Genomic DNA, 22,633 nt, shown 5'->3' on the forward strand with positions numbered 1-22,633 from the left:
ATTATAATGTAATGTTATTAGGATATCTATATATGAAATTCGAACTTATCGTTTTTTCTGAAAGGAACGAACATAATGACGAAACGCACAAAACGCGCGATCCTCTGGTCGGTGATCGGAGTCGTGGTCGCAATCGCCGCATTCGTGGCCTATTATTTTATCGCGATATATAATCAGGTGGACAATTTTAAGAAAGAAGGAGAAGACTCCCCTTTCTATAATGTTCAGCCTACCGAAACCAAAGCCGAGGAGCCTCCGAAATGGGAAGGAACGGAACGGGTCAATATTCTGCTGATGGGCGTGGATGCCCGCGGCCTGAAAAAAGGGGAGATCCCCCGCTCCGACACGATGCTGGTCGCTTCCCTGGATCCTGTCACCAAAAAGGCCTATCTCTTCTCTATTTTGCGCGATACCTATACGAATATTCCGGACTACGGCAAGGAACGGATTAATACGGCGATCACCCACGGCCCCAATACGGCGATGAAGGCGGTGTCCGATTTGCTCGGCATCCCGATCCAGTATTATGTTTACACCGATTTCCAAGGCTTTATCGAGCTGGTGGACGCGGTCGGCGGCGTCGATTTTTACGTGGAAAAAGACATGCGTTACACCAGTAAAGCGGATAACCATGAATACGACATCGATCTGAAAAAAGGCCAACAGCATCTGGACGGCAAAACGGCGCTGCAATACGTGCGCTTCCGCCATGACGCCATGTCCGACTATACCCGGACGGAGCGGCAGCGCAACTTCCTGAAAGCCGTCGCGGATAAGCTGAAGTCGACGACTTCGATCATGATGCTGCCTTCGATTTTGGAGAAAGTGAATCCTTATATCGACACGAACCTGTCAGTGCAGGATATGTGGAAGCTGGCCACCGTCGGCTACGACAGCCAGCTGGCAGCAAGCGAACAGATTCCCCCGATGGAGTTATTGAAGGAAGAAACCGTCGGCGGATCGGACGTACTGGGCATTCGCAGCGAAGACGAACTGAAGCAGTACGTTCAGGATGTGTTCAACAAGGCGGAAGAATCCAAACCGGAGGACGGCAGTCAAAATTCCACGGAGGACAGCGGCGGCTCCGATAGCGGCAGCGATAAAAGCAACGCCGGAAATAGCGGCAATACAAGCGCCGGAAACAGAACGGGGAGCAGCGCTGACGGCGGCGGAACGGCGGCGGTAAAGCCGGCGTCTTAGGCTTAAGCTTAAACTTAAGCCGAGGATCACGCGCCGAAACACATCCGGCGGGAGCCAGAGGATCAAGGCTCCGCCGGATGCGATCCTCCCGGAACCCCCGGATTCTGCGAAACTGAGTTGTTTCAGGGACGCGGCTCCGGGGTTTTTCAAATTTTTTTGAACAAAATTAGGCTCAACCTAATAATCAGCGCTTTACAGGGAAGGCCGGTGGGGGGGCGGCAGATCAACATCCGCTGTCCGGACGCTTTGCACGATTATCCCGTTTGATCCGGAAGCTCAGAGGAAGATAAATTTAGAGAAGAAAATAGGTTTGGGAGAAGTAGACATGTTTGAGATCGTTAGTTCGAGATCGTTAGTTCGAGATCGTCAGACAGGTTTGTGAGAAGGAGGTTTAGGGAGAAGTGAAGCAGACCTGACAGGAGGAATGGGGCAAAACACCGAAAAAAATGAAAGTGCCGAGAACAGCCCCCACCCTCTACCCCCTGAACAAGAGGGATAATTGTGCAAAGCAGCATGCAGGGATACCAAGGCACGAAAAGCTATAGACAGCCACCTCAGAGCCAAAAATTATCTTCGAAAGGAAGTTTTGCTTTATGAACCGATCGCAATCCGAACATCTATATGAGGAAGCGCTCAAACATATCGTCGGCGGCGTCAACAGCCCCTCCCGGTCTTTTAAAGCGGTGGGCGGCGGGGCGCCCGTTTTTATGAAAAAAGCCGAAGGCGCGTATTTTTGGGACGTGGACGGCAACCGCTACGTCGATTATTTGGCCGCCTACGGGCCGATCATTACCGGACACGCCCATCCGCATGTGACGCGGGCCATTCAGGAGGCGGCGGCGAACGGGACGCTTTACGGCACGCCTACCGAGCTGGAAATCCGGCTTGCCAAAATGCTGAAAGAAGCGATCCCTTCGATGGACAAGGTCCGCTTCGTCAACTCCGGCACGGAAGCCGTCATGACGACGATCCGCGTCGCCCGCGCCTATACGAAGCGCAACAAAATCATCAAATTCGCCGGCTGCTACCACGGCCATTCCGATCTCGTGCTGGTCGCGGCAGGCTCCGGCCCGTCCACGCTCGGCATTCCCGACAGCGCCGGCATTCCGACGAGCATCGCGCACGAGGTGATCACCGTGCCGTTTAACGATGCGGCGGCGCTGAAGGATGCGCTGGACCGGTGGGGCGACGACGTTGCCGCGGTCATGGTCGAGCCGATCGTCGGCAATTTCGGCATGGTGATGCCGAAGCCCGGCTTCCTGGAAGACCTCTGCCGGCTAGCGCGGCAGTACGGCGCCCTCGTCATTTACGACGAGGTCATTACGGCCTTCCGCTTCCATTACGGCTCGGCGCAAACTTACGCCGGGCTTGAGAACCACGAGGCGATCCGGCCGGACCTGACCGCGCTCGGCAAAATCATCGGCGGCGGCCTGCCGATCGGCGCGTACGGCGGCAGCAAGGAGATCATGGAGCAGGTGGCGCCGCTCGGTCCGGCCTATCAGGCCGGGACGATGGCCGGCAACCCGGCCTCCATCTCCGCGGGCATCGCCTGCCTGGAGGTGCTGCAGGGGGCCGGCGTCTACGCAGAGATGGACCGCCTCGCCGCGAAGCTGACGGACGGCCTGGCCGGCTCGGCCCGCCGGCACGGGGTGCCGCTGACGATCAACCGCATCCGCGGATCGTTTTCGACGCACTTCTGCGATCACCCCGTCACCAATTATGACGAGGCCCAGGACACCGACAGCGAAGCGTTCGCCGCTTTTTTCCGGGCGATGCTAAACCGCGGCGTCAATCTCGCGCCGTCGAAATTCGAAGCCTGGTTCCTGACGACCGCGCATACGGAAAGCGACATCGATTTTACGCTCGAAGCCGCCGAAGCGGCGTTTAAGGAAATCGCCGGCAAGTAAAAGAATCGCGCTTTCGGCGTAAAAACCGCGCCTTTTTGTGGCTCAAAACCAAAAAAGGCGCTTGGCAGCGCAATCAGGCATAAAAATCAGGTTATCCAAGAAACTCCGGGGAAAATATAGAGGCAAAAAATGTCCCTATTCCAGCGCTATCCGTTCATTCGAGAGAAATAGAGGCGATTTATGTCGCTATTTTCCCCGGTCGCAAGGAAATGCCGGCGTTCTGGACCGTTCACAGGAAAATAAGTACATAAAATGCCGCTAAAGGGGATGAACAAGTTAGGTTTCGGATAATAGGTACCTAAAGTGCCGCTATTTTGACGGTTCCGTTGACGACGTGACGACGACGGTTGGCCGATCCAATAGCCGGCTGTCAAACACCGATTTCTAGGTTGAGCGCCCTTTTGTTTCCTTTTTTCGGTTTGGTTTTCACCGGGCGGTCACAAATGACGGGCGCTGTCCCATTTACGATTCTCTCAGGGCGGGTCTATACTAGAAGAAGCAGAAGTATAAAGGATGTTGCTGGAAATGCTGCAAACCGTAAACCGACAACTGAACCGGATGATGCCTTTGATTACCCCGACCAGTATCTTGATCGGGGTGTTGTGCGGCGGCAGCTTGGCCGCTTATACGTACTTGTCCCCGTGGCTGTTCGCTTTTATGACCTTTGCCGGGAGCATCAGCCTGAGCTTCAGGGACTTTTTGAATGTGCTCAAAAAGCCCCTCCCCTTGATCCTCTGCCTGTTCATCCTCCATTTGGCGATGCCTTTGATCGCCATGGGCTTGGGGCATCTCGCGTTCCCCGGGGATTTTTACACGATTACCGGATTTATTCTCGCCGCCGCCATTCCGACCGGAGTCAGCAGCTTCGTATGGGTCGGCATCTACAAGGGCAACATCGCCCTTACCTTGTCGATTATCCTGATCGACACGATTCTGGCGCCTTTCGTCGTTCCCGGCATCCTGTCGCTGCTGGTCGGCACGAACGTCCATCTCGACGCCGCCGCGATGATGGGCAGCCTGTTCTGGATGATCGTCGTCCCCTCGCTGCTCGGCATGCTGCTGAACCAGTGGAGCAAAGGGGCGGTCATCGCGGCTTGGAGCCCGTGGCTGAACCCGTTTTCCAAGCTGGCCATGGCTATCGTCGTGGCGATCAACGGCGCGGTCGTCGCCCCTTATTTGATGAATTTCAGCTTGCGGCTGTTGGGTCTTGCGGCCATTATCGTTTTGCTTGCCACGATCGGCTACCTGCTGGGCTTTGGCTTTTCGGGGGCGATGCGCTTGAACGAAGCCGACAAGGTTGCGCTCGTCTTCAACGGCGGCATGCGCAACATCAGCGCCGGCGCGGTGTTGGCCGTCACCTATTTCCCGGCCCCGGTTGCCGTTCCGGTCGTGCTTGGCATGGTGTTCCAGCAGATGATGGCCTCTCTGGTCGGCTATGTGCTCGGCCGTCAATCCCGTACGCAGGAGCGGACCGACACAGCCTCCGCTGCCTGACGCTGGGCCTTCCGCAATCTGTACAACTGCAGAATCCGCCTAAACTCTGCTGCATAAGAAGTTCACGCCGGCCCTGCGTTTTTTTGCTAATCCGTTTTTCGTCCCACAGCTTTTCCTTCTCACGGAATGTCAGACTTCCGGTTTATCGGCCCTCCAGTGTTTCTGCCCTTCCCGTTTCCCGGCTCTCATTCCGTCCCCTTCCGTCTCATTCCGTTCTCTTCCGAACCTTGCCACACTAGCGTTGCATTTAAATCTGGCAAAATACATTTTCTGGACACATCAGTATTCTAACGGTTGCCATGGAGCTTATTTCATTGAAACCGGTAATTTTTGCTCGGATCCAGGCTAATAACGGCGTTCGCAACCGTTAGAATTTAGAAAAGGCCTTTTTTCGGCAAATAACCACTGCTGCAACCGTTAGATTTCCGGCGAGCGGACAGTATCGATTCGAAAGCCAACGCTTATAAAGAAACCTTGAGCAAAAGTTAATGCAACGCCAGCGACCTTGCCAGTTACTTTCTTCTGCTTTGCTGCTGTTCTTCATCAGCGCTTTTCCGTATAATAGAATACAAACTATATAAGTTGATGCATTCACCCGCCCTCTCAATAGTTCAACAAGAAACTAATAAAGGGCACTGTACACGGCCTTCGGGCAAAAAAACAGCGAAATCTTAGATAAAGGATGGGAGTACTTTGAATCAATCCGCAGCAAAATCCCTTAAACGCAGCATTCCTCCGTTTCGGGCCGATCAGGTCGGCAGCCTGCTTCGGACCACAGCGATCAAAACAGCCCGCGAGCAGCGCGCAGCCGGCAGCATTTCGGCCGAGCAGCTGCGGGAAATCGAAAACGAAGAGATCCGGCGCATCGTGGACAAGCAGAAGGAAATCGGCCTGCAGGCCGTCACCGACGGCGAATTCCGCCGGGCGTGGTGGCATTTTGATTTTCTCGAAAATCTCGACGGCGTGGAAGGTTATGAACCGGAAAACGGCATTCAGTTCCACGGGGTGCAAACGAAAGCGCACAGCATCAAAGTGACTGGCAAAGTCGATTTCAGCAACCACCCGATGCTGGAAGACTACAAATTCCTGCACGGCCTGGCCGGTTCGCATACGGCGAAAATGACCATTCCGAGCCCTAACATGCTCTATTACCGGGGTAAAATCGAAACGCCGCTTTACGAGGATAAAGAAGTCTTTTTCCATGATCTGGCCGAGGCCTACAAAAAAGCGATCCGCGCTTTCTACGACGCGGGCTGCCGTTACCTGCAACTGGACGATACCTCTTGGGCCGCCTTCTTCACCGAGGAGTCCCGGGACAAGCTGCGCGCGGAAGGCAAAGATCCGGAAGCAATGCTGGAGCTGTCGGCCAAAATGGTCAACGAAGCGATCGCAGGCCGCCCGGCGGACATGGCGATCACCATGCACATCTGCCGCGGCAATTTCCGCTCCACCTGGACGTCCTCCGGCGGTTACGACGCGGCGGCGGAAACGATTTTCGGCGGCCTGAACCTGGACGGATTGTTCCTGGAATTCGACGACGAACGCTCCGGCGGATTCGAACCGCTGCGTTATGTCAATAGACCGGATTTACAGGTTGTGCTGGGCCTGATCACCTCCAAATTCGGCGAGCTCGAAAATCCGGACACGATCAAGCGCCGCATTGACGAAGCCTCCCGCTACGCGGGCCTCGAACAGTTGTGCCTCAGCCCGCAGTGCGGCTTTGCTTCCACCGAGGAAGGCAACCTGGTCGCCGAGGAACAGCAGTGGGCCAAGCTGCGCCACGTCGTGGAAATCGCCGCCGACGTGTGGAAGTAACATCATCATCCGCACCGTCTTTTGGCGGGCCATCTAAATTAAAAAAGCCGTCCCCGGTCTTTCAGGACCGCCCCTGTCTTCACAGACAAGGGCCAGTCCCTTCAAGCTAAGACCGATGGGACGGCTTTTTATTACAAGGTCAATCCCGCCCGCTTACTGCTGCGGAGCTTTGTCGAAGAAATTCTCCTGCACGTATTTGGCCGCGATATCAAGCTGCTGTTTGGAGTCGGTGTCCTTCTTCGAGAACGATTCCTGCACAACGTTGGACATGGTTGCATAGTAGTCCTGCGTGCCGAATTGCGCTTCCGGCTTGCCTTCCAGCAGGCTGAACAGCTGCGGATCGTATTTGTACACGTTGTCGTATTTGTCGTAGATAGCTTTGACTTTTGCGGCGTATTCCGAATCGTCGCTGAAATATTCGAGCGGCGTCGGGATGTAGTATTTGCCTTCGTCCTTGCGGGCTTTGATCGTATCCTCCACCGATTTCAACGCATCGTCCGTGAAATAATCAAACGTAATATAGCGGAAGGCCATTTCCTGCTCGTCTTTCGTCGCGTTCGGGTTGATGACGAGGTAGTTGCCGCCCAAAATTCCGTAATGCTTGCCGCCCTTCTCCGCCGCCGGCATCGGATAAGCGATCACATCCTCCGGCTTCATGCCGCCTTCGTTCAGCGCCGCCTGGATCACGTCAAACGCCCCGGCGATCACCATCCCCGTCCGTCCTTGCTTAAACGAACTGATCGCATCGCCCCAGCCAAGCGCCCAGTCCTGCGGAATCGCGTTTGCTTCCCAGCGCAGTTTTTTGTAGAAGTCCAGCGCTTTGACCCCGGCTTCGGAGTTGAACACCGCCGTCAGCTTCCCGCCTTCGCTCGTTTGGATGTCGCCGCCGGCTTCAAACAAGAAATTCGTCCAGTTCCAGCCCGCTTCGTTGCCTTTCCCCATCGGGGCGATGCCGGAGATGCCTTTTTTCGGATCGGCCACGCCTTTGGCCGTGTTGTACATGTCATCCCACGTCCAGTCGAGCGCCGGTATCGCCACGCCTTTTTCATCGAGCAGCTTTTTGTTGATGACCGTCGAGGTCACGTAGCCATTTTGCGTGATGCCGTACACCTTGCCGTCGACGATAAACTGGTTCTGCAGCACGGGATTGATCTCGTCTTTGTACTCCCAGTTGTTCCAAAGCTCCGTGATATCGGCTACCCAGCCGCGTTCCACGAGCAGCTGCGCTTCGGTCGCCCAGGTATTGTAAAACGTCGGCGCTTCGTTAGAGGCCATTTTTGCGCCAATTTCGTTTACATTATACGCCCAATCGTCCTTGATGATCGTCACGTTGGGATATTTCGCCTGAAAGCGGGCGATTTTATCGTCCTCCTGCTTGCGCAGCGTCGTTTCGTCCGGCAGTGGATAGTGGATTTTCAGCGTGACCTTGCGCTGCGTAATATCGCCCGCTTCCCCCGCGGTCCCGGCATCGCTGCCGCTATTGCCGCTTGGGCCGGCGGCTTCGCCATTTCCGGCGCCCGCCGCATTTTTATTGCCTCCGCCTCCGCCGCAGGCCGCCAGCAACGAGCCAAACAGCACGAGACACATCAAAACTGCTGAAAACTTTCGCATTGAAACTCCCCTTTTCGCAAAATTGTTTGTAGAGGTTGTTCACTTGCATTTGAATGACATCTTCATCTTAAAAGAGAACTCTGAGGCATTCGATGTGCAATCGTATTCCTTTCGTGTGCAGGCCTACGATCATTGAAAACGCTATCCTTTCACCGCGGACAAGCTAACGCTGCGCATGATGAATTTTTGGAAGAACAGGAAGATGAAGATCGGCGGAATCATCGCCATGAACAGGATCGTAAATTTGACGTTGGTGTCCAGGCTGCGCGCGCCTACTACATACTTGTATATGGCTGTCGCCAGCGTGTATTTATCTTCGGTCTGCATGACGAGCGACGGCCAAAACCAGTCGTTCCAGGCGGTGGAGAAAATAAAGATCGCCAGCGTGGCGAAAATCGGCACCGACAGCGGCACGGCGATCCGGATGAAGCCGGTCCATTCCGAAGCCCCGTCGATGCGGGCCGCCTCGAAAATTTCCGGGTGGATACCGTCGAAGAAGTTTTTGATCAGCAGAAAATAGTAGGCGCTCGCTCCCGCCGGAAGCCAGAAAGCCCAGTAAGAGTTCAGCAATCCAAGCTCCTTCAGGTTGACGAAGTTCGGAATCATGTAGCTCGAAGCCGGGATGAACAACGTCATCAGAATGAAAAAATAAATTCCCCGGCCAAAAGGCACGCCGATCCGCGAAATACTGAACGCAGCCAACCCCAGCACCAAAACGGTCATAAGCAGATTCCCGGCGAAAATCAGCAGCGTGTTCTTTAGGTAAGTCGGCAAATCGATAAACGTCCAGCCTCTGGCGTAATTTTCCCAATGCCACTCCTGCGGGAAAAACCGCGGCGGAAACGAATTGACCTCCGGGTTGCTTTTGAGCCCGTTAAACAGCGTCATGGCGATCGGATACAGCATCGTAACGACCATCACGGCGATGCATAACACCATCAATCCATAGACGGCTTTGTTCAACGGCTTCCGCAGATCGGACGGCGACAAAATCCCTCTTTCTTTCATGCTAGTACTCCTCCCTGTTCAGCTTGAATTGCGCGATCCCCAGCACGGCCAACACCAGGAACATCAACACGCCGAGCGCCGTCCCCGCCCCGTAATCCAATTGGGTGAACGCGTATTTCACCGTCAAGAGAGCATAGGTGAGCGTCGCTTTGTTGGGCCCGCCGTCCAGCATGGCCAGTTGCGACTGGTAGGCCTGGGAGGTTCCGATCAGCTGCAGGATCAGCATCAGCACGATCAAATTCCGCAGCGAAGGCAGCGTAATGTATCTGATCCGGCTCCAGACGCCGGCGCCGTCGATTTCCGCCGCTTCGTACCAGTCCCGCGGGATGCTCAGCACCCCAGCCAAATAGATCAGCATGGCCGAGCCGAATTGCTGCCATGTTTCCATGAACACCAGCGAAACCATCGACCACTTCGGGTCGGAGACAAACGCGATCGGATCGGCACCGAAAACACCGAGCAGCGCGTTGATCGGCCCCACCGGGTCGTACATCCAGCGCCACAGCCCGTACAACACGACGCCGGGCACGACATAAGGCAGATAGGCCGCAATCCGCGCGAATCCCTGGAAAAATTTCAGCTCCGAAATGGCGATGGAAGCCGCAATCGGCACCCAGAACCCGATCACCAAACAGAGCAGCATGTAGTAGAGCGTATTCCGGATCGAAAGAAGCACATCGGGATTGTTCAGCACCTTGATATAGTTGTCCAAACCTACGAACGTATTCCCGTTGACAAAATCGATATGGTAAAAGCTATAAATCATCCCTTTAACGATCGGAACCCATAAAAACACAATAAAAATGGCGATCGCCGGTACGAGGAACAAATACCCCATCATGTATTTTTTCCAATTCGAACCCCGCCGCGGAGCGGTTTGCACCCCCGGTGCCGGCGCAGGCTTCACGTTCCGCCGCTCTCCGCTTTCCGGCGAATAAGCCGTTTCCCCCATCGGTCTCCCTCTTTTCTTCGCAATGTCTAATCCTTATTGTAGAAAAGAGGGCCATCCGCGAACATGTCTAAAACTATGTGAACTATAACCGATCTTACTTCTTCAGTTCACTGGGGCTGACGCCAAAATATTTTTTGAAAATTTTACTAAAATGCTCCGGGGACTCGTATCCCACCCGCTCGGCGATCTCGTACCGGCGCAAATCGGTGTTCAGAATCAGCGCTTTGCTTTCTTCCATCCGCAGCTTGATGACGTACTCCCACAGGTTGTACCCGGTGTTTTTCTTAAACAGGTAGCTTAAATAGTTGGGACTGACGTGGTTTTTCTTGGCCACCTCGTGAATCGTCAGCCCTTTTTGGCTGTAGTTTTGCTCGATATACTCCTTGGCGCTTTCGACGATCCGGTTGTTTTGCGTGTTGAGCTCCTCCCGGGAAGGGTCCCGGGCATAATTGTGCCAGTTGAAATCGCCATAATAAAACACATGGTAGTCGCCGTGCTCTCCGCTCCACAGCATCGCCTTGTCCGCCTGACGGCTTAACAGGCCAAGAAAACCGGCGCCTTGCATAATTTGGCTGATCCCGACGGTGCACAAAACGCCGAGATATTTATGGACGTGATGATGCAGGCTGCGGCCGATCATTTCGAGCTGGTTGATTTTGTTGACGCTGGGCTCGGCATATTCCACTTCACTCCACTGTACGATGACCGCAATCTCCAGGTCCCGCGTATAAAACGTCAGGGCATTCCATTCCCCGTGCAGCAGCTCCTTGACGATGTTCAGCGCGGCATATTGAAACAGCCGGACGTCCCGCTCATTCTGGTTCTTTTCTCCGGGAAGCGCCAGCTTCATTTTGATCACGGAAAAATAAGGCCCGCTAAGCCCCAACTTCCGCAGGTCTTCCGTTTCCTCGTCCGGGTTTGCGGCGGCAGGTTCGTTCGCTTCCGTCAATAGGCGGTTCAGCTTTTCGGTTTTCCCGGGTCCCAGCTCCTCCATCCGGAAATGCTCCCGCTCGCGTGACAGCCATTCCTCCATCTGCGGCGCCGGCTTATCCATTTTCAGCAGCGCATTGCGCACGGAATCGAGAAACTGCTCGCTGTTCAGCGGCTTGACCAGATAATCCTTGGCCCCGAGCCGGATGGCCATCTGGGCGTACTGAAACGTCTCGTGGGCCGAAATGATGATCGTCTGCACCCACGGCTTGAGAATTTTCGCCTGATGCATCAGCTCGATCCCGTCCATCTCGCCCATCCGGATGTCCGTCACGATCAGGTCGATATCCTCCATCCGGACGTAATCCAACGCCTCATGACCGCCCTGGGCGGTGATGATTTGGCCGATCGCCAGACCCGAAGACGTCAATAGCCCGGCCAATCCTTTGCAAATGAGCGGTTCATCGTCTACGACCAAGATGTTGTACATGCCTGAATTCCCCCTTTTCGTTATTCACCGGAAATTTCCGCGATGGGCAGCGTGATCGTCACAACGGTCCCGCCATCCGGACGGGCCGCATAGCTCAGGCCGTAATCGGCCCCGAAATGCAGCCGGATACGCTGATGGATGTTGCGGATGCCGTAGCCGACGGACGGGCTGGGATTCTCCCCGTTCAGCAACCGGTCGATGGCCGCGAAATCCACCGCTTTGTAGCCGTTGTCCGCGATGGTAATGTGCACCCGGTTACCGTTTTGGCTGGCCCGGACGATGATCTCGCCGTCTTCTCCCATATTTTTCACGCCGTGAATGATAGCGTTCTCAATCAGCGGCTGGAGCGTGATTTTCGGAATCGCGCACCCATTTAGCGACGCGGGAATGTCCCAGGTCACCCGAAAGCCGTACTCGTACCGGTGCTCCTGCAGCTTGATGTAGGCGGAAGCGTGCTGCAGCTCCTCCTCCAGCGTAATCAGCTCCCGGCCGCGGCTTAAGCTGATTTTCATCAGCTTGGACAGCTCCTTGATCATTTCCGCGGACGACGTGCCTCCCTCCATCGTACTTTTCCAATAAATGCTTTCCAGCGTGTTGTACAGCAAATGCGGGTTGATCTGCTGGTATAAAATTTGCAGTTGCGCCTCTTTTTGCTTGATATCCATCTGATATTTGTAATGCACCAGCCCGTTCAAACGGCGCGCCATCCCGTAAATGCTGGAGACGAGCACGCTGATTTCGTCGTTCCTCCGCCATTTCGGCGTTTCCGGCACCGATTTGCCCGGTTCATATCGGCGCACAAAATAAACCAGCTTCTGCAGCGGGGTCATCAGCCCTCGCCAAAAGTACAGAATCATGATCAGCCCCACCGCAAAATAGGCCATCGAGATCAGCAAAATAATCCGCTTGATTTCGTTTTGCTGCTGAAGCAGGGCTTTCAGCGGAACTTTGTAGACCAGCTTCTGCTGAAGCACGGCGTTATAATGGATGACATAAATAAAATCACGAGTGATGACATCCTTGGCCCCGATCATCGCGTTCTCCACCGCCGCTTCCGGCGGCAGATCAAGCACCCGGCCCGCCTCGGGCGGCAAAGGCGGCAAGGCGAGTCCTCCGGCTGACCCCGGCAGCGCCGCCGTCAAAATCCGATCGCTCCAATCGGTGAAGTAGAGCTCGCCTTCCGGAATCGATACGGTTTGCAGCGATTCCCCGATCCGTCCCTCCACGTTCGAGACGACCAGCACGCCGATCGTTCCGCCCTTGTCGATGTTGTTGATCGCCCGGACGTAGGCAAGGGTCCGCTGATTTTTTTGCCCTTGGGCCGGGGGCGATAAATGCTCAATTAAGCGCAAATAGCCGTTCCCTTTCTTGGCGACGGCTTCATCAAACCATTCCGGCTTCTCCCGTTCAAGAAAAAAATAAACCCCGGCTTTCTTGGACTCCGGATAATATGGCGCAAAAGAATACGAGTTCGACGGGTCGTACACGAACAGCGAATAATAAAGCGGCTCATGCTGGCCGGTCTCATCGGAATAACTGTTCAGCAGATTTTCCAGCTTCTCGTAGTTTTTCACCCGCTCCGGCACCGCAATGTTCTCGGCCGGATTTAACTGCTGAACCAGCGGATGCTGAAACACCGTCGACGCCACCTTGTTGATCGATTCGATATCCCGGCTGATCAGCCGGAAATTCTGATTGTTCAGCTCGATGTAGGCGTTGGTGACATTCCGTTTCAAAATTTGATCCGCCCGATAATTTCCGTACGAATTCAAAATAAACAGAGGGACGACCAGTACCAGAAAGACCAGGATTAACTGCTGCTTCAAACCGATCTGCGTCAACGGATTCTTGAATCCCGAATTCATCTGTCATGCACCTCCGGTCACTTTAAGTACGAGTTCCAAAAAGCCGGCTTTTTGAACGACCCATTTAACTATAGCAAGCTTGAAAACCCGCAAGGTATGCGCATTTCTACGGATATCGTGGCATTTCCCAAGATTCGCGGATGCGCGCGGGTCTCCAACGCGTTCATTCTCTTCCGAACATGCGGTAGATTCAAACAGGGGATTTCTCAAAGAGAGATACGGGGCCAATGTCGACCTTTTTTCAGAGCTCGCGCTGATTCAGCGGCAACTATGGCTTGTCTACTGCCACTGCTCATAGTTTAGAGCATTTTCCGCGTTTTGCCAGCTACAAATTTGGACTCTCGTTGAAATTATCCAATAGAATTCGGAAAGTGTCTTCCAATATCGCCCCGATGCCCTGAAGCCGGATTCATCAATAATTGGATTTCTCCAGCAGACAACAACTTGTTAAGCGACAGGAGCGATGGGCGGATGGTAATTTGCTAAGGAGGTAAGAGCTGCTTCGGTGATTCGTAACTTGTATTATGGTAAGTCCAACTGTGCATTGATAAAGGACGGATTAAAGGCGGACAATTCAGGGCAACACTTTAATGTTACATTTTATGTTATATAATATAGCATAAATAACTATATAAATTTCTTTTTTTCAGAAAGATATATTAAATTTAGATCCTCATGAAATAATATATGACATAAATATTGCTATTTTTCATTTTACACTGTACTATTATGTTAATTTATTTAACACAATGATAGGGAGGCAGCTATGAAAATTAAAAGGTGGTTTACGTTGTGTTTGCTTGTCGGGGTGTTGTTCTTTACGAGCGTTCCAAGCACATTTTCAGAGTCGGCATCCGGCTCCGCCGAGAGTTCCGTGCCGAACGTAACGATTGTCGCAATGGGAGGCACGATTACCAGCACGGCGGTCGGGCGGGAGATGTTTCAATCTTACGGCTCCGAAAGAGTTTCAATTCAAAATATTCTCGACCGTCTTGAGCCCGAAATTTCCAAGGTTGCGAACGTCCGCATCAAGGAGCTTGATAACATCGGGTCTGCCCAAACGACAACGGAACACCTTTACAATCTAAGCTTGGCTATTGACGAGGTGCTGGCTGATCAAAATACCGATGCGGTTGTCGTGACTGCGGGCACCAACATTATGGAGGAGTTGGCTTACTTCGCGGATCTGACCGTACGCAGCCCCAAGCCCGTTGTATTTACCGGCTCCATGAGACAGTCCAACACCTTCTCTTTTGACGGGGAGGCGAACCTGTTCAACGCGATCCGTTTGGCGGCCAGCCAAGAGACGACTTGTTACGGTACCGTTCTAATGATGAACGATGAATTTTTCGCCGCCCGTGAAGTCACGAAAACGGACGCCGTCCGTCTGGATACATTCGATGGAGGACGTTACGGAGCACTGGGTACCGTTGATGAGGACCGCATCCGCTCCGTCAGAGCACCAGCAAGAGTGATGGAATGCGGCCAGAGCGGCTGGAAAACACCGTTTGATCTATCCACCATCAAGGCTGAGGATATAGCCAAGGTGGAAATCGTTTACAGCTATACCGAAGCCAGCGGTTTACCGATAAAAGCATTGGTAGACGCAGGTGTGGACGGTATCGTCACCGCCGGGCACGGGGCAGGGGGAATTTCGACGGAGCAGCAGGCGGCTCGTGCGGAAGGCGTTGAGAAAGGCGTTGTTTTTGTTACCACTACCCGTACCGGCTCGGGAGCTGTCTATGACGCGAAAACGCCCGGAATTATCGGTGGAGGCGACCTCTTGCCGCAGAAAGCGCGCATTCTGCTGCAGCTCGGACTCACTTTCTCCGACAATCCCGAGCAGGTCCGTCAATGGTTTACCACCATGGGATTGCCCGAGTTCAACATGTCCCGTTAACATAATTAATCGTTGGGGCCGTCTCCTATTTGGTTTTCGGACTAAATAGGAGACGGCTTGCTTGGCCATAAGGCGATGTACCTGGGCGGTTGTCTGTTAAACCACCAGCTCCTGCAATCCGCTGACGACCAGATCGGAGGCGGCGAGGATCGCCAGGCTGCCGATGCCGACGACGCCGCAGCCGGCGGCTTTGCCCGCCTGCACGCCCGCCGCCGCGTCCTCGAACACGATGCACTCGGCCGGAGGCAGCCCCAGCGCCGCGCTGGCGGCGAGGAACACTTCGGGGTCCGGCTTCGCCTTGGACACTTTGGTGCCGTCGATCACCGCATCGAACAAATCCGTGATGCCGAGCCGGGACAAAATAAGCCCGGCGTTTTTACTGGCCGAACCCAAAGCGATTTTCACGCCTTGGCTGCGCAGTTGCCGCAAATACGCGTCCGCTCCCGGCAATATTTCCGACGGCTCCAGCCTGGAAATGTAGTCGACATACTCCCGGTTTTTGCTCGCCGCCATTTCCTCGCGTTCTTCCTCCGTGGCCTCTACGCCGCCAATCTCAAGCAGGATGCGCAGCGACTCCATCCGGCTGACGCCTTTTAGCCGCTCATTATCCGCCTCGGTGAACTCGAAACCAAGCCGGCGCGCCAGCGACCGCCAGGCCAGATAATGGTACTTGGCCGTATCGACGATCACGCCGTCGAGGTCAAAAATCGCGCCTTTCATCGTTTCCAGCATGTTGTATTCTCCTTTGGTCAATGGTGTGTTCTAGTTCAACTTTGCTCAGAACCGCCCGGGGTTCCCGGCAATCGCGTACGGGATGCAAATCTCCTGTCCCGGAGCGACGGTAAACTCCTGCCCGCCGATAGCAAACAGCAGAGGCTGCGGATTTCCCGCTTCCGCCGAAATCACGATCGCTTCCCGCTCGACGCGAACCCGATACGATCCTTGGCGAAGGCGGATCGGGAACTTCACGGCCTGCCAGGAGGATGGCAGGGCCGGCTCCAGCGTCACTTTGCCGCCATCGTACCTAAGCCCCGCAAAGCCCAGCACCGCGGCCATCCAGGCCCCGCCGTTAGCCGCCGGATGCGTGCCGCCGATGTAAAGGTCGCCGACGTATTGTTTGGAATCCCCGGTCAAGTCGATCGTGGCCGTCCGCATAAAGTATGGGTACGCCCAGTCCGGCGAGCCGATATCCGCCGCCACCAGCGCGTAGATGCAGGAGCTTAAGCTTGAACCGTGCTCGGTCCGCGGCTCGTAGTACTCCCAGTTGGCTTGTTTGACGTTCTGATCAAAACGCTCTCTGAACAGATGCAACAGCAGCACGACGTCGGCCTGCTTCAAAATTTGCGTCGTCGTCGCCAGGCCGTTCCCCCCGCCCAGGTACTCGTGGGGATTCAGCATCCTCGCCTTCAACTCCGCCAGCGGGACGTTCTCCAACGCGTAATACCGGTCAAACTGCTCGATCAGCCCGCTCGCCGCATCCGGCTCCGGTACATACAGGCGGTCGCGCATGTCGCGGATGTGCTCCGGACGGATGGCGCTGCCCGCAAGCAACTTCTCATACCGCCGAGGGTCGCGGCTCCGCAGCACCTCTAGCGCTTCCAGGGCAATGCCGAGGCACTCTTTTACCATCATATTGGTGAAGGCGTTATTGTTCACCCGCTCATGGTATTCATCAGGCCCGGTGACATCGAGAATCTCATACCGCTGCTTGCCCGGGTTGAAATAACCGTACGAGTAAAAAAAACGCGCGCACTCCCAAACGGCCTCGGCCCCGCCGTCCAGCAAAATGCTTTCATCGCCGGTAAACATGTAGTACTGCCAGATGCCGTACGCCACGTCCGCGCTGATATGCACCTGCTTGTCGCGGAAATAGGTGCGCATCGGGCGGCCGGTAAACACGTCGTTCACATTGAACAGCGTGCAGGCGTCATCCCCCGTCTCCTGGCTTTCCCAAGCGTAAAACGCACCTTCATAGCCGTATTCCGCCGCTTTGCGCCGGGCTCCGTCCAGCGTATGCACGCGGTACATCATCAGATTCCGGGCCACCTCCGGCTGGGTGTACAGGAAAAACGGCAGCATAAACATTTCCGTGTCCCAGAACACCGCTCCTTTATAGACCTGCCCGGATAACCCGCGGGCCGGGATTGACACTTTCTCCGAACGGTCCGGCGCAATGATGTGCAGTTGATACATGCTGTACCGCAGCGCAAGCTGGGCTTCTTCATCGCCTTCGATGACGATGTCCGTTTCGTCCCATTTGCGCTCCCATCGCTTGGCATGTTCGCCCAGCAGCCGCTCATAGCCAAGCTCCCGCGCTTCCCGGCTCGACCGGGCCGCCGCCAAATCGATGTCCAAGGCCTCATCCAACCCGGTAAATACGGAGACGTATTTTACCAAGGTATAGGCCGCTCCGGCCTTGCAAATCAACCGGATTTTCCGGCGGATCGAGGTTTCCCCGCGCAGCAGCTCCTGCTCCCCAAACCCGCATTCCACCGCCTCCGCCACGGATACCGGGACGTTCAATTCATGCGTCCAGCCAGTGAGCGTCAGCACCTCGCCGGCCTCGTCCACGCCGCTGGCCAACCGCTCCAAATGCGGGCCGTTGATGTCCCAGACATCCCCGTCAATGCCCGTCAAGATCTCCAGTTCACCTTCCCGGCTGCTCTCCACCGTAAACCGGCCCACGATCAGATGCGGCCGCGCCGCGCTGCAAAACCGTTCGGACGTAACCGTCACTTGCGCTCCGTCCGCCGTGCGGAATACCGAACGGCGGCGATGGACCGCGTGGCGGAGGTCCAGCGCCTGCTCGTGCTCGAGCAGCTCAGCGCCGGCGGCAGCCCCGGAGCTCGCCGCAAGCGAATGCTCGCGGCTTTCCCCGCCGCGTTCCCGTCCGCCGCCAGCCTGCGGCGCTTTTTGCTCCCCGCCTCCGCCGTGTCCGCCGTCCGCTAGGTGCGCCTGCCCGTCGCCCCTGAGGTGCATCTGCCCGCCGCCGCGACCGGCGGCAGCCCCGGACCCCGCTTCCAGCACGCTGAGCGGCGCCCCGTCAAAATACACCGCCGTCGCCAACCCGTTCGGCGCGTTCACCGGCTCGCGCCACTTGTCCCCGACCTTGTCGTACAGTCCGGCGACGATCGTGGCCGTCAGCTCGCTTTTTCCAAACTCCTCCAGCGTTCCCCGGTACCCCAAAACTCCGTTGCCGATCATAAACTTGTTGCCGTTTACCGTGATCCTTCCCGGGTCAAACCCGCTTTCCCGCACGATCCAGCTCATTGAGCTACCGCCTTTCGCAGCGGCACCCGGATGCCCGCTTCGCCCACGCGGCAGGTCTCCCCGTACACCGTGATTTCCGCTTCTCCGCCGGACACCGCCCGGATCGACACCTGCTCCCGGTCAACCTCCACGAGCAGCTTCGTGCCGCGATAGGAGACCGGAAAGCGGTAGCTGTTCCAGCGCTGCGGCAAGCTGGGCTGAAACACAAGCGTGTCTCCGTCCGAGCGCATCCCGCCGAACCCGTACACGATATTCATCCAGGCCGCGGCGATCGACGTCGTATGCAGGCCTTCCCGCGTATTGCGGTTGTAGTTGTCCAAATCGAGCCGGGTGGCGAATTCGAAAAACTTGTACGCCTCCGCTTCCCGCCCGATTTCCGCGGCCAAAATCGAGTGGATCGACGGCGACAGCGATGACTCGTGGATGCAGCGCGGCTCGTAGTAATCGTAGTTCGCCCGCTTCTCCTCCGGCGTGAACTCGCCGCTGTACAGGAACATGAACATCAGCACGTCCGGCTGCTTGATCATATCGTACCGGTACAGGCGATCGTACGACCAATGCGAATACAGCGGAAATTCGCTGACTGGAATCGCATGGATATCGAGATGCGGCAGATCGAAAAAGCCGTCATGCTCCTCGTACACGCCCGTTCGCGCATCCCGCGGGATTTTCATATGCTCCGATTTGTTCCGCCAGTCGGCCTGCTCCGCCTCCGTCAGAGCAAGCCGTCCCGCCAGGACGTCATAAGCCGCAGGAGCTTCGCTTTGCATGTCGGCGAGCACCTCCAGCGTGTATTCGAACAGCTTTTTGGCCATAAAATTGATATAGGAGTTGTTATTGACCATCAATTGGAACTCGTCCGGCCCCATCACGCCGAAATATCCGTATAATCCCGACTGCTGTCCCCACTGCCCCCGGGTTGCGTAGAAACGGCTGATCTGAATCAGCATTTCCGCCCCTTTTTCAAACAAAAACGCCTTATCCCCAGTGATGCTCACATAATGCCGCAGCCCGTAGGCCACCGCCGTGCCGACATGCAGCTGCAGGTTGGAATGCTGCCACAGGTCGCAGCTTTCCGTGCCGTCGATCGTGGCGATTGGATAAAACGCCCCTTCACAGTCCAGCTCCCGCGCCCGCTTCAGCGCCTCGGGGAGCGATTTGTAGCGGAATTCGAGCAAGCTTTTGGCCGCCTTCGGGTTGTTGAAAATGTAGAACGGCAAACAATACGACTCCGTATCCCAAAAAGCCAGCCCCCGGTACGCCTCGCCGGTCAGCCCCTTCGCGCCGATGTTGAAGCCGGGATTGTCCCCGTGATAGGTCTGGTACAGCTGAAAAATACAGAAGCGGATGCCCTGCTGGTTCTCCGGGTCCCCTTCGATGGCGATATCCGAATCCGCCCAAACCTGCGACCAGTAGGCCCGCTGCCCTGCGGCCGCCTCTTCGTAGCCCGCCGGCGTGTGCCGCGCCGCCAACTCCATTCCCCGTTGCCAAACCGTTTCGTCTTGCAGTGAGCGGTCTTTTTCCGCGTAATTGACGACCTGTTTGTCCAGCACCGTCCGCCCCCCTTGCTCCAGCTTCAGCACCAGGTCCCGGCCGATAAACCGGTCGCCCTCCACGAGCTTGTTCTCCAGCGCCTCCTGCGCCTCGATGCGGAAAGCGGAAAACAGCCGGTTGCCCGTGTTCTCCGTTTGCCCCAGGATGCCCGCGATCCCACCGCTCGCTTCCCCTTGCTTGAGCGCCTGCCAGTAGCGGCGTTGCTGATCCTCGTGGATGATGGAAAAATCCAGCCCCGTCCGCACGTTCACCGTACCCGAAAAATTAAGCGGCTCAAACGTAATCCGCTGGCAGCCGAGATTTGGCACCTTCATGCTGACCAGACGCTCGAAGGTGAGCTTCATGTCTTTTCCGCCGGATAGGTGCCACACCAGCTCCCGGGTATAGATACCGGTCCTAAAATCCAGCTCCCTGCGAAAACCGCTAAACCGGCTGACCGCCAAATCCAGCGTCTCCCCGTCCAGCGCAATCCGCGTATACAGCCAATCCACCGCGTTCACCATGAACCGCAGCGATTTGATGATGCCTTTGTAATGGGCCGTCACCGGGCTTTCCTCGAACAGTCCGTTGAAATAGCTGCCCAGCAGCGAGTCCCCGCCGTACCCTTCCTCCGGGTAACCCCTCACCCCCATATATTCATTGCCCAGCGAAAAAATAGACTCGGACACCCGGTTCCGCCCCGGGTCAAATCCTTCCTCCACAACCTTCCAAGGATCGACCTGCAAATATCTGTCCGCGATTTTCGGCATGCTCCGCCCTCTCCTTCTGTAGAATCGCTTGTTTTCGGCCGCTTTGCCGCCGGCAACCCGTGCCGCATGGCTGCTTCGGCCATTCTCCTCCAGCTTAGCGAAACAACCGCCGCGGCCAAATGCCCATGTCTAATGAGCTTATGTGCGATTATACGGAGTTGGACCGGGAACTTAAGACCGGTATGCCGAGATGCGGTGATGGTGAGGCTTGCTATGGCGTGGCATGAGATATTGTGACTGTGATGGTGTAATCTATTTTAACGAGGTAAAAACTCTGTTGTTTACGAAATTAAACCAAGGAATCGTTTGCCGTTCCTGCTTAAACCCGCAAGGAAATCGGTGCACTTAACCAATAGGAGCGCAAAAAAAGCCGATTCACCAGCACTCAAAGCTTATATACGTGAATACAAAAGAAGCTTTGCCTGGATTCGTTACGAGAGGACAACGGAAGAAGCGTTCTAACTGTGGGCTGAGCTGGCGAAGATCAATCGGGATGCTTGTTTACGCGGAGAAATCACCCTTGAAGCTTTTTTAGAGTAGCTGAAACTGGAATGTAACTTGCGAGTAAAGTTGCTTGAGACGTCGGGGTATCAGGGGCATACCTCTGGTAAGCGAATTTGGGTATCCAAATTCAGTGCTTGCCACACCACGAGACAGTTGTCTCGTATTCATTCATCAGCCGAGAAAAAGATAAGGGAAGCGAATGGCAGCACATTGCCTTTAGCGTTACCCATCGTACGGTCAGATGGGTCTGAAAGTTATCTCCGCCCCATTCGCTTCCCCGAATTGAAGATTCACTTAATTGCGATACATCATCATTTATCTGGTAATGACCTGAGCATACACCTTGTCTTGAAAATGTACAGTAAGTTGTTCCTCCAATTCGTTTTGCTGCTTCAGACACTCTCTGCTGTACTTTTGGCGAATTGCTTCAAATTTACAACTGTAAATATGTCGCTATTATCATCATAATGATATGCCTGAAGCTACATTCGGAACCAACTCCTCCCGGTTGCTCATGACCTCGATGATTAGGTTCGCTCCCAGTCTGAATCCGTGCAGGAAAGCTTCTTCTATATGCATGCTGTCAACGCTGTCGCATAGGTCAAAATATTCCTCCAGCTCACGAAACGCTTCCTCCCCTAATCGCTCACGCCATTGCTCCGTTTGGGCCGCCACTTGTCGGCTTACAGAACGATATTCTGGCTGAGACGGTACAATCACCTCATCGGGATGTAACTGCCCGTGGTACAGGGCTTCCAGAATTGTTTTCATGTTTATCCTCCTCATCATCGCATCGCTTGAATGAGATTCCTGCACATGATAGGATATTTATGCAGTCTGCTTATTTAAGCGGTTGCGCACTAGGAAGTAGCGGTGTTCTTCGCGGGACTCACGCTGCTTCCTTCTTTATTTTTGGAGATCGTCATACACCTTCTCAATCCCTTTGCGAACAATATCTGAACGTGTCGTATTCAGCTTCTCGGCAGAAGCATCGAGCTTATTCATAATATCCTGATCGACCCGTATCTTAATCGTTTCGCTTTTGGGATTAGCAGATGGTGGACGCCCCATCTTCTTCGAGGACATCGCTTCACCCCACTTTTTGTCCCAACAATAATATATTATTGTTGGGACAAAAAGTCAATGCAATCATCCTGCTGATAAAATTGTTTTCTTCTCGGCAGGTTAAGTGTTTTTCTGTCTCGTGTTGTAGCAAGCACTGAATTGGGATATCCAAATTCGCTTGTTAGGGGAGATTCCTAAGGCCCATTCCCCACCCCTGCCAGTAAATTTTTGTCCCCTACCATTAATAAATCGAATCTTTAGTTGGATATTTCTATTTAGGAACTCAAGACTTCCGTCAGATTTAACCTATAATTTTAGT

General features: G+C 54.9%; 15 protein-coding genes. 5 read left to right on the forward strand and 10 right to left on the reverse strand.

Annotation, left to right across the window (positions count from 1 at the left end; translation table 11 throughout):
• The first annotated feature begins 75 nt into the window (after positions 1–75).
• The 4 genes from DYE26_RS18365 to DYE26_RS18380 all read left to right on the forward strand — a co-directional run bounded on the left by DYE26_RS18365 (position 76) and on the right by DYE26_RS18380 (position 6,416).
• Positions 76–1,200 (forward strand): LCP family protein, encoded by a 1,125-nt coding sequence (locus DYE26_RS18365; protein ID WP_036626123.1) that lies wholly within the window; start codon positions 76–78, stop codon positions 1,198–1,200.
• 593 nt (positions 1,201–1,793) lie between these two features.
• Positions 1,794–3,107: a glutamate-1-semialdehyde 2,1-aminomutase gene (locus DYE26_RS18370; RefSeq protein ID WP_036626126.1), complete on the forward strand. Its 1,314-nt coding sequence runs from the start codon at positions 1,794–1,796 to the stop codon at positions 3,105–3,107.
• A 525-nt stretch (positions 3,108–3,632) separates the two neighbouring features.
• On the forward strand, positions 3,633–4,601 hold the full coding sequence (locus tag DYE26_RS18375) for a bile acid:sodium symporter family protein (RefSeq protein ID WP_036628812.1): 969 nt from the start codon (positions 3,633–3,635) through the stop codon (positions 4,599–4,601).
• A gap of 693 nt (positions 4,602–5,294) precedes the next feature.
• The gene (locus DYE26_RS18380; protein ID WP_036626128.1) at positions 5,295–6,416 is read left to right on the forward strand and encodes a 5-methyltetrahydropteroyltriglutamate--homocysteine S-methyltransferase; all 1,122 of its coding nucleotides are present in this window, start codon (positions 5,295–5,297) and stop codon (positions 6,414–6,416) included.
• A gap of 153 nt (positions 6,417–6,569) precedes the next feature.
• On the opposite strand, the gene DYE26_RS18385 is transcribed toward DYE26_RS18380, so the two are convergent.
• From DYE26_RS18385 to DYE26_RS18405, 5 genes are all read right to left on the reverse strand, one after another.
• Positions 6,570–8,027: an ABC transporter substrate-binding protein gene (locus tag DYE26_RS18385; protein ID WP_036626131.1), complete on the reverse strand. Its 1,458-nt coding sequence runs from the start codon at positions 8,025–8,027 to the stop codon at positions 6,570–6,572.
• A gap of 141 nt (positions 8,028–8,168) precedes the next feature.
• On the reverse strand, positions 8,169–9,035 hold the full coding sequence (locus tag DYE26_RS18390) for a carbohydrate ABC transporter permease (RefSeq protein ID WP_036626133.1): 867 nt from the start codon (positions 9,033–9,035) through the stop codon (positions 8,169–8,171).
• A gap of 1 nt (position 9,036) precedes the next feature.
• Positions 9,037–9,876, reverse strand: coding sequence for a carbohydrate ABC transporter permease (locus DYE26_RS18395; protein WP_227872941.1), 840 nt, complete (start codon positions 9,874–9,876; stop codon positions 9,037–9,039).
• A 205-nt stretch (positions 9,877–10,081) separates the two neighbouring features.
• Positions 10,082–11,407, reverse strand: coding sequence for a response regulator transcription factor (locus DYE26_RS18400; protein ID WP_036626138.1), 1,326 nt, complete (start codon positions 11,405–11,407; stop codon positions 10,082–10,084).
• 20 nt (positions 11,408–11,427) lie between these two features.
• A complete protein-coding gene (locus DYE26_RS18405; RefSeq protein WP_036626141.1) occupies positions 11,428–13,272 on the reverse strand; it encodes a sensor histidine kinase in 1,845 nt (614 codons plus the stop codon).
• 766 nt (positions 13,273–14,038) lie between these two features.
• Between DYE26_RS18405 and DYE26_RS18410 the strand changes: the two genes are divergently transcribed.
• Positions 14,039–15,172: an asparaginase gene (locus DYE26_RS18410; RefSeq protein WP_051985706.1), complete on the forward strand. Its 1,134-nt coding sequence runs from the start codon at positions 14,039–14,041 to the stop codon at positions 15,170–15,172.
• A gap of 96 nt (positions 15,173–15,268) precedes the next feature.
• Here DYE26_RS18410 and pgmB read toward each other — a convergent pair whose 3' ends face one another.
• The 5 genes from pgmB to DYE26_RS34570 form a co-directional block, all read right to left on the reverse strand.
• The gene (gene pgmB, locus DYE26_RS18415; protein WP_036626143.1) at positions 15,269–15,904 is read right to left on the reverse strand and encodes a beta-phosphoglucomutase; all 636 of its coding nucleotides are present in this window, start codon (positions 15,902–15,904) and stop codon (positions 15,269–15,271) included.
• 45 nt (positions 15,905–15,949) lie between these two features.
• Positions 15,950–18,442: a glycoside hydrolase family 65 protein gene (locus DYE26_RS18420; protein WP_036626145.1), complete on the reverse strand. Its 2,493-nt coding sequence runs from the start codon at positions 18,440–18,442 to the stop codon at positions 15,950–15,952.
• Positions 18,439–20,745 carry a glycoside hydrolase family 65 protein gene (locus DYE26_RS18425; protein ID WP_036626146.1) on the reverse strand — a complete coding sequence of 769 codons (2,307 nt, stop codon included), beginning with the start codon at positions 20,743–20,745 and terminating at the stop codon, positions 18,439–18,441. Before DYE26_RS18425 ends, DYE26_RS18420 begins: the two co-directional genes overlap by 4 nt.
• A gap of 966 nt (positions 20,746–21,711) precedes the next feature.
• Positions 21,712–22,020, reverse strand: coding sequence for a DUF6809 family protein (locus DYE26_RS18430; RefSeq protein ID WP_036626148.1), 309 nt, complete (start codon positions 22,018–22,020; stop codon positions 21,712–21,714).
• Positions 22,021–22,155: 135 nt separating this feature from the next.
• Complete coding sequence (locus DYE26_RS34570) at positions 22,156–22,335, reverse strand: ribbon-helix-helix protein, CopG family (protein ID WP_036626150.1); 180 nt, start codon at positions 22,333–22,335, stop codon at positions 22,156–22,158.
• Positions 22,336–22,633 lie beyond the last annotated feature (298 nt).

Source organism: Paenibacillus macerans (assembly GCF_900454495.1).
Taxonomy (GTDB): domain Bacteria; phylum Bacillota; class Bacilli; order Paenibacillales; family Paenibacillaceae; genus Fontibacillus; species Fontibacillus macerans.

Bases quoted from the DNA above. Each gene is read 5' to 3' on its own strand.
- DYE26_RS18365 (WP_036626123.1), top strand. From the start codon at position 76: ATGACGAAACGCACAAAACGCGCGATCCTCTGGTCGGTGATCGGAGTC.
- DYE26_RS18370 (WP_036626126.1), top strand. From the start codon at position 1,794: ATGAACCGATCGCAATCCGAACATCTATATGAGGAAGCGCTCAAACAT.
- DYE26_RS18375 (WP_036628812.1), top strand. From the start codon at position 3,633: ATGCTGCAAACCGTAAACCGACAACTGAACCGGATGATGCCTTTGATT.
- DYE26_RS18385 (WP_036626131.1), bottom strand. From the start codon at position 8,027: ATGCGAAAGTTTTCAGCAGTTTTGATGTGTCTCGTGCTGTTTGGCTCG.
- DYE26_RS18390 (WP_036626133.1), bottom strand. From the start codon at position 9,035: ATGAAAGAAAGAGGGATTTTGTCGCCGTCCGATCTGCGGAAGCCGTTG.
- DYE26_RS18395 (WP_227872941.1), bottom strand. From the start codon at position 9,876: ATGATGGGGTATTTGTTCCTCGTACCGGCGATCGCCATTTTTATTGTG.
- DYE26_RS18400 (WP_036626138.1), bottom strand. From the start codon at position 11,407: ATGTACAACATCTTGGTCGTAGACGATGAACCGCTCATTTGCAAAGGA.
- DYE26_RS18405 (WP_036626141.1), bottom strand. From the start codon at position 13,272: ATGAATTCGGGATTCAAGAATCCGTTGACGCAGATCGGTTTGAAGCAG.
- DYE26_RS18410 (WP_051985706.1), top strand. From the start codon at position 14,039: ATGAAAATTAAAAGGTGGTTTACGTTGTGTTTGCTTGTCGGGGTGTTG.
- pgmB (WP_036626143.1), bottom strand. From the start codon at position 15,904: ATGCTGGAAACGATGAAAGGCGCGATTTTTGACCTCGACGGCGTGATC.
- DYE26_RS18420 (WP_036626145.1), bottom strand. From the start codon at position 18,442: ATGAGCTGGATCGTGCGGGAAAGCGGGTTTGACCCGGGAAGGATCACG.
- DYE26_RS18425 (WP_036626146.1), bottom strand. From the start codon at position 20,745: ATGCCGAAAATCGCGGACAGATATTTGCAGGTCGATCCTTGGAAGGTT.
- DYE26_RS18430 (WP_036626148.1), bottom strand. From the start codon at position 22,020: ATGAAAACAATTCTGGAAGCCCTGTACCACGGGCAGTTACATCCCGAT.
- DYE26_RS34570 (WP_036626150.1), bottom strand. From the start codon at position 22,335: ATGTCCTCGAAGAAGATGGGGCGTCCACCATCTGCTAATCCCAAAAGC.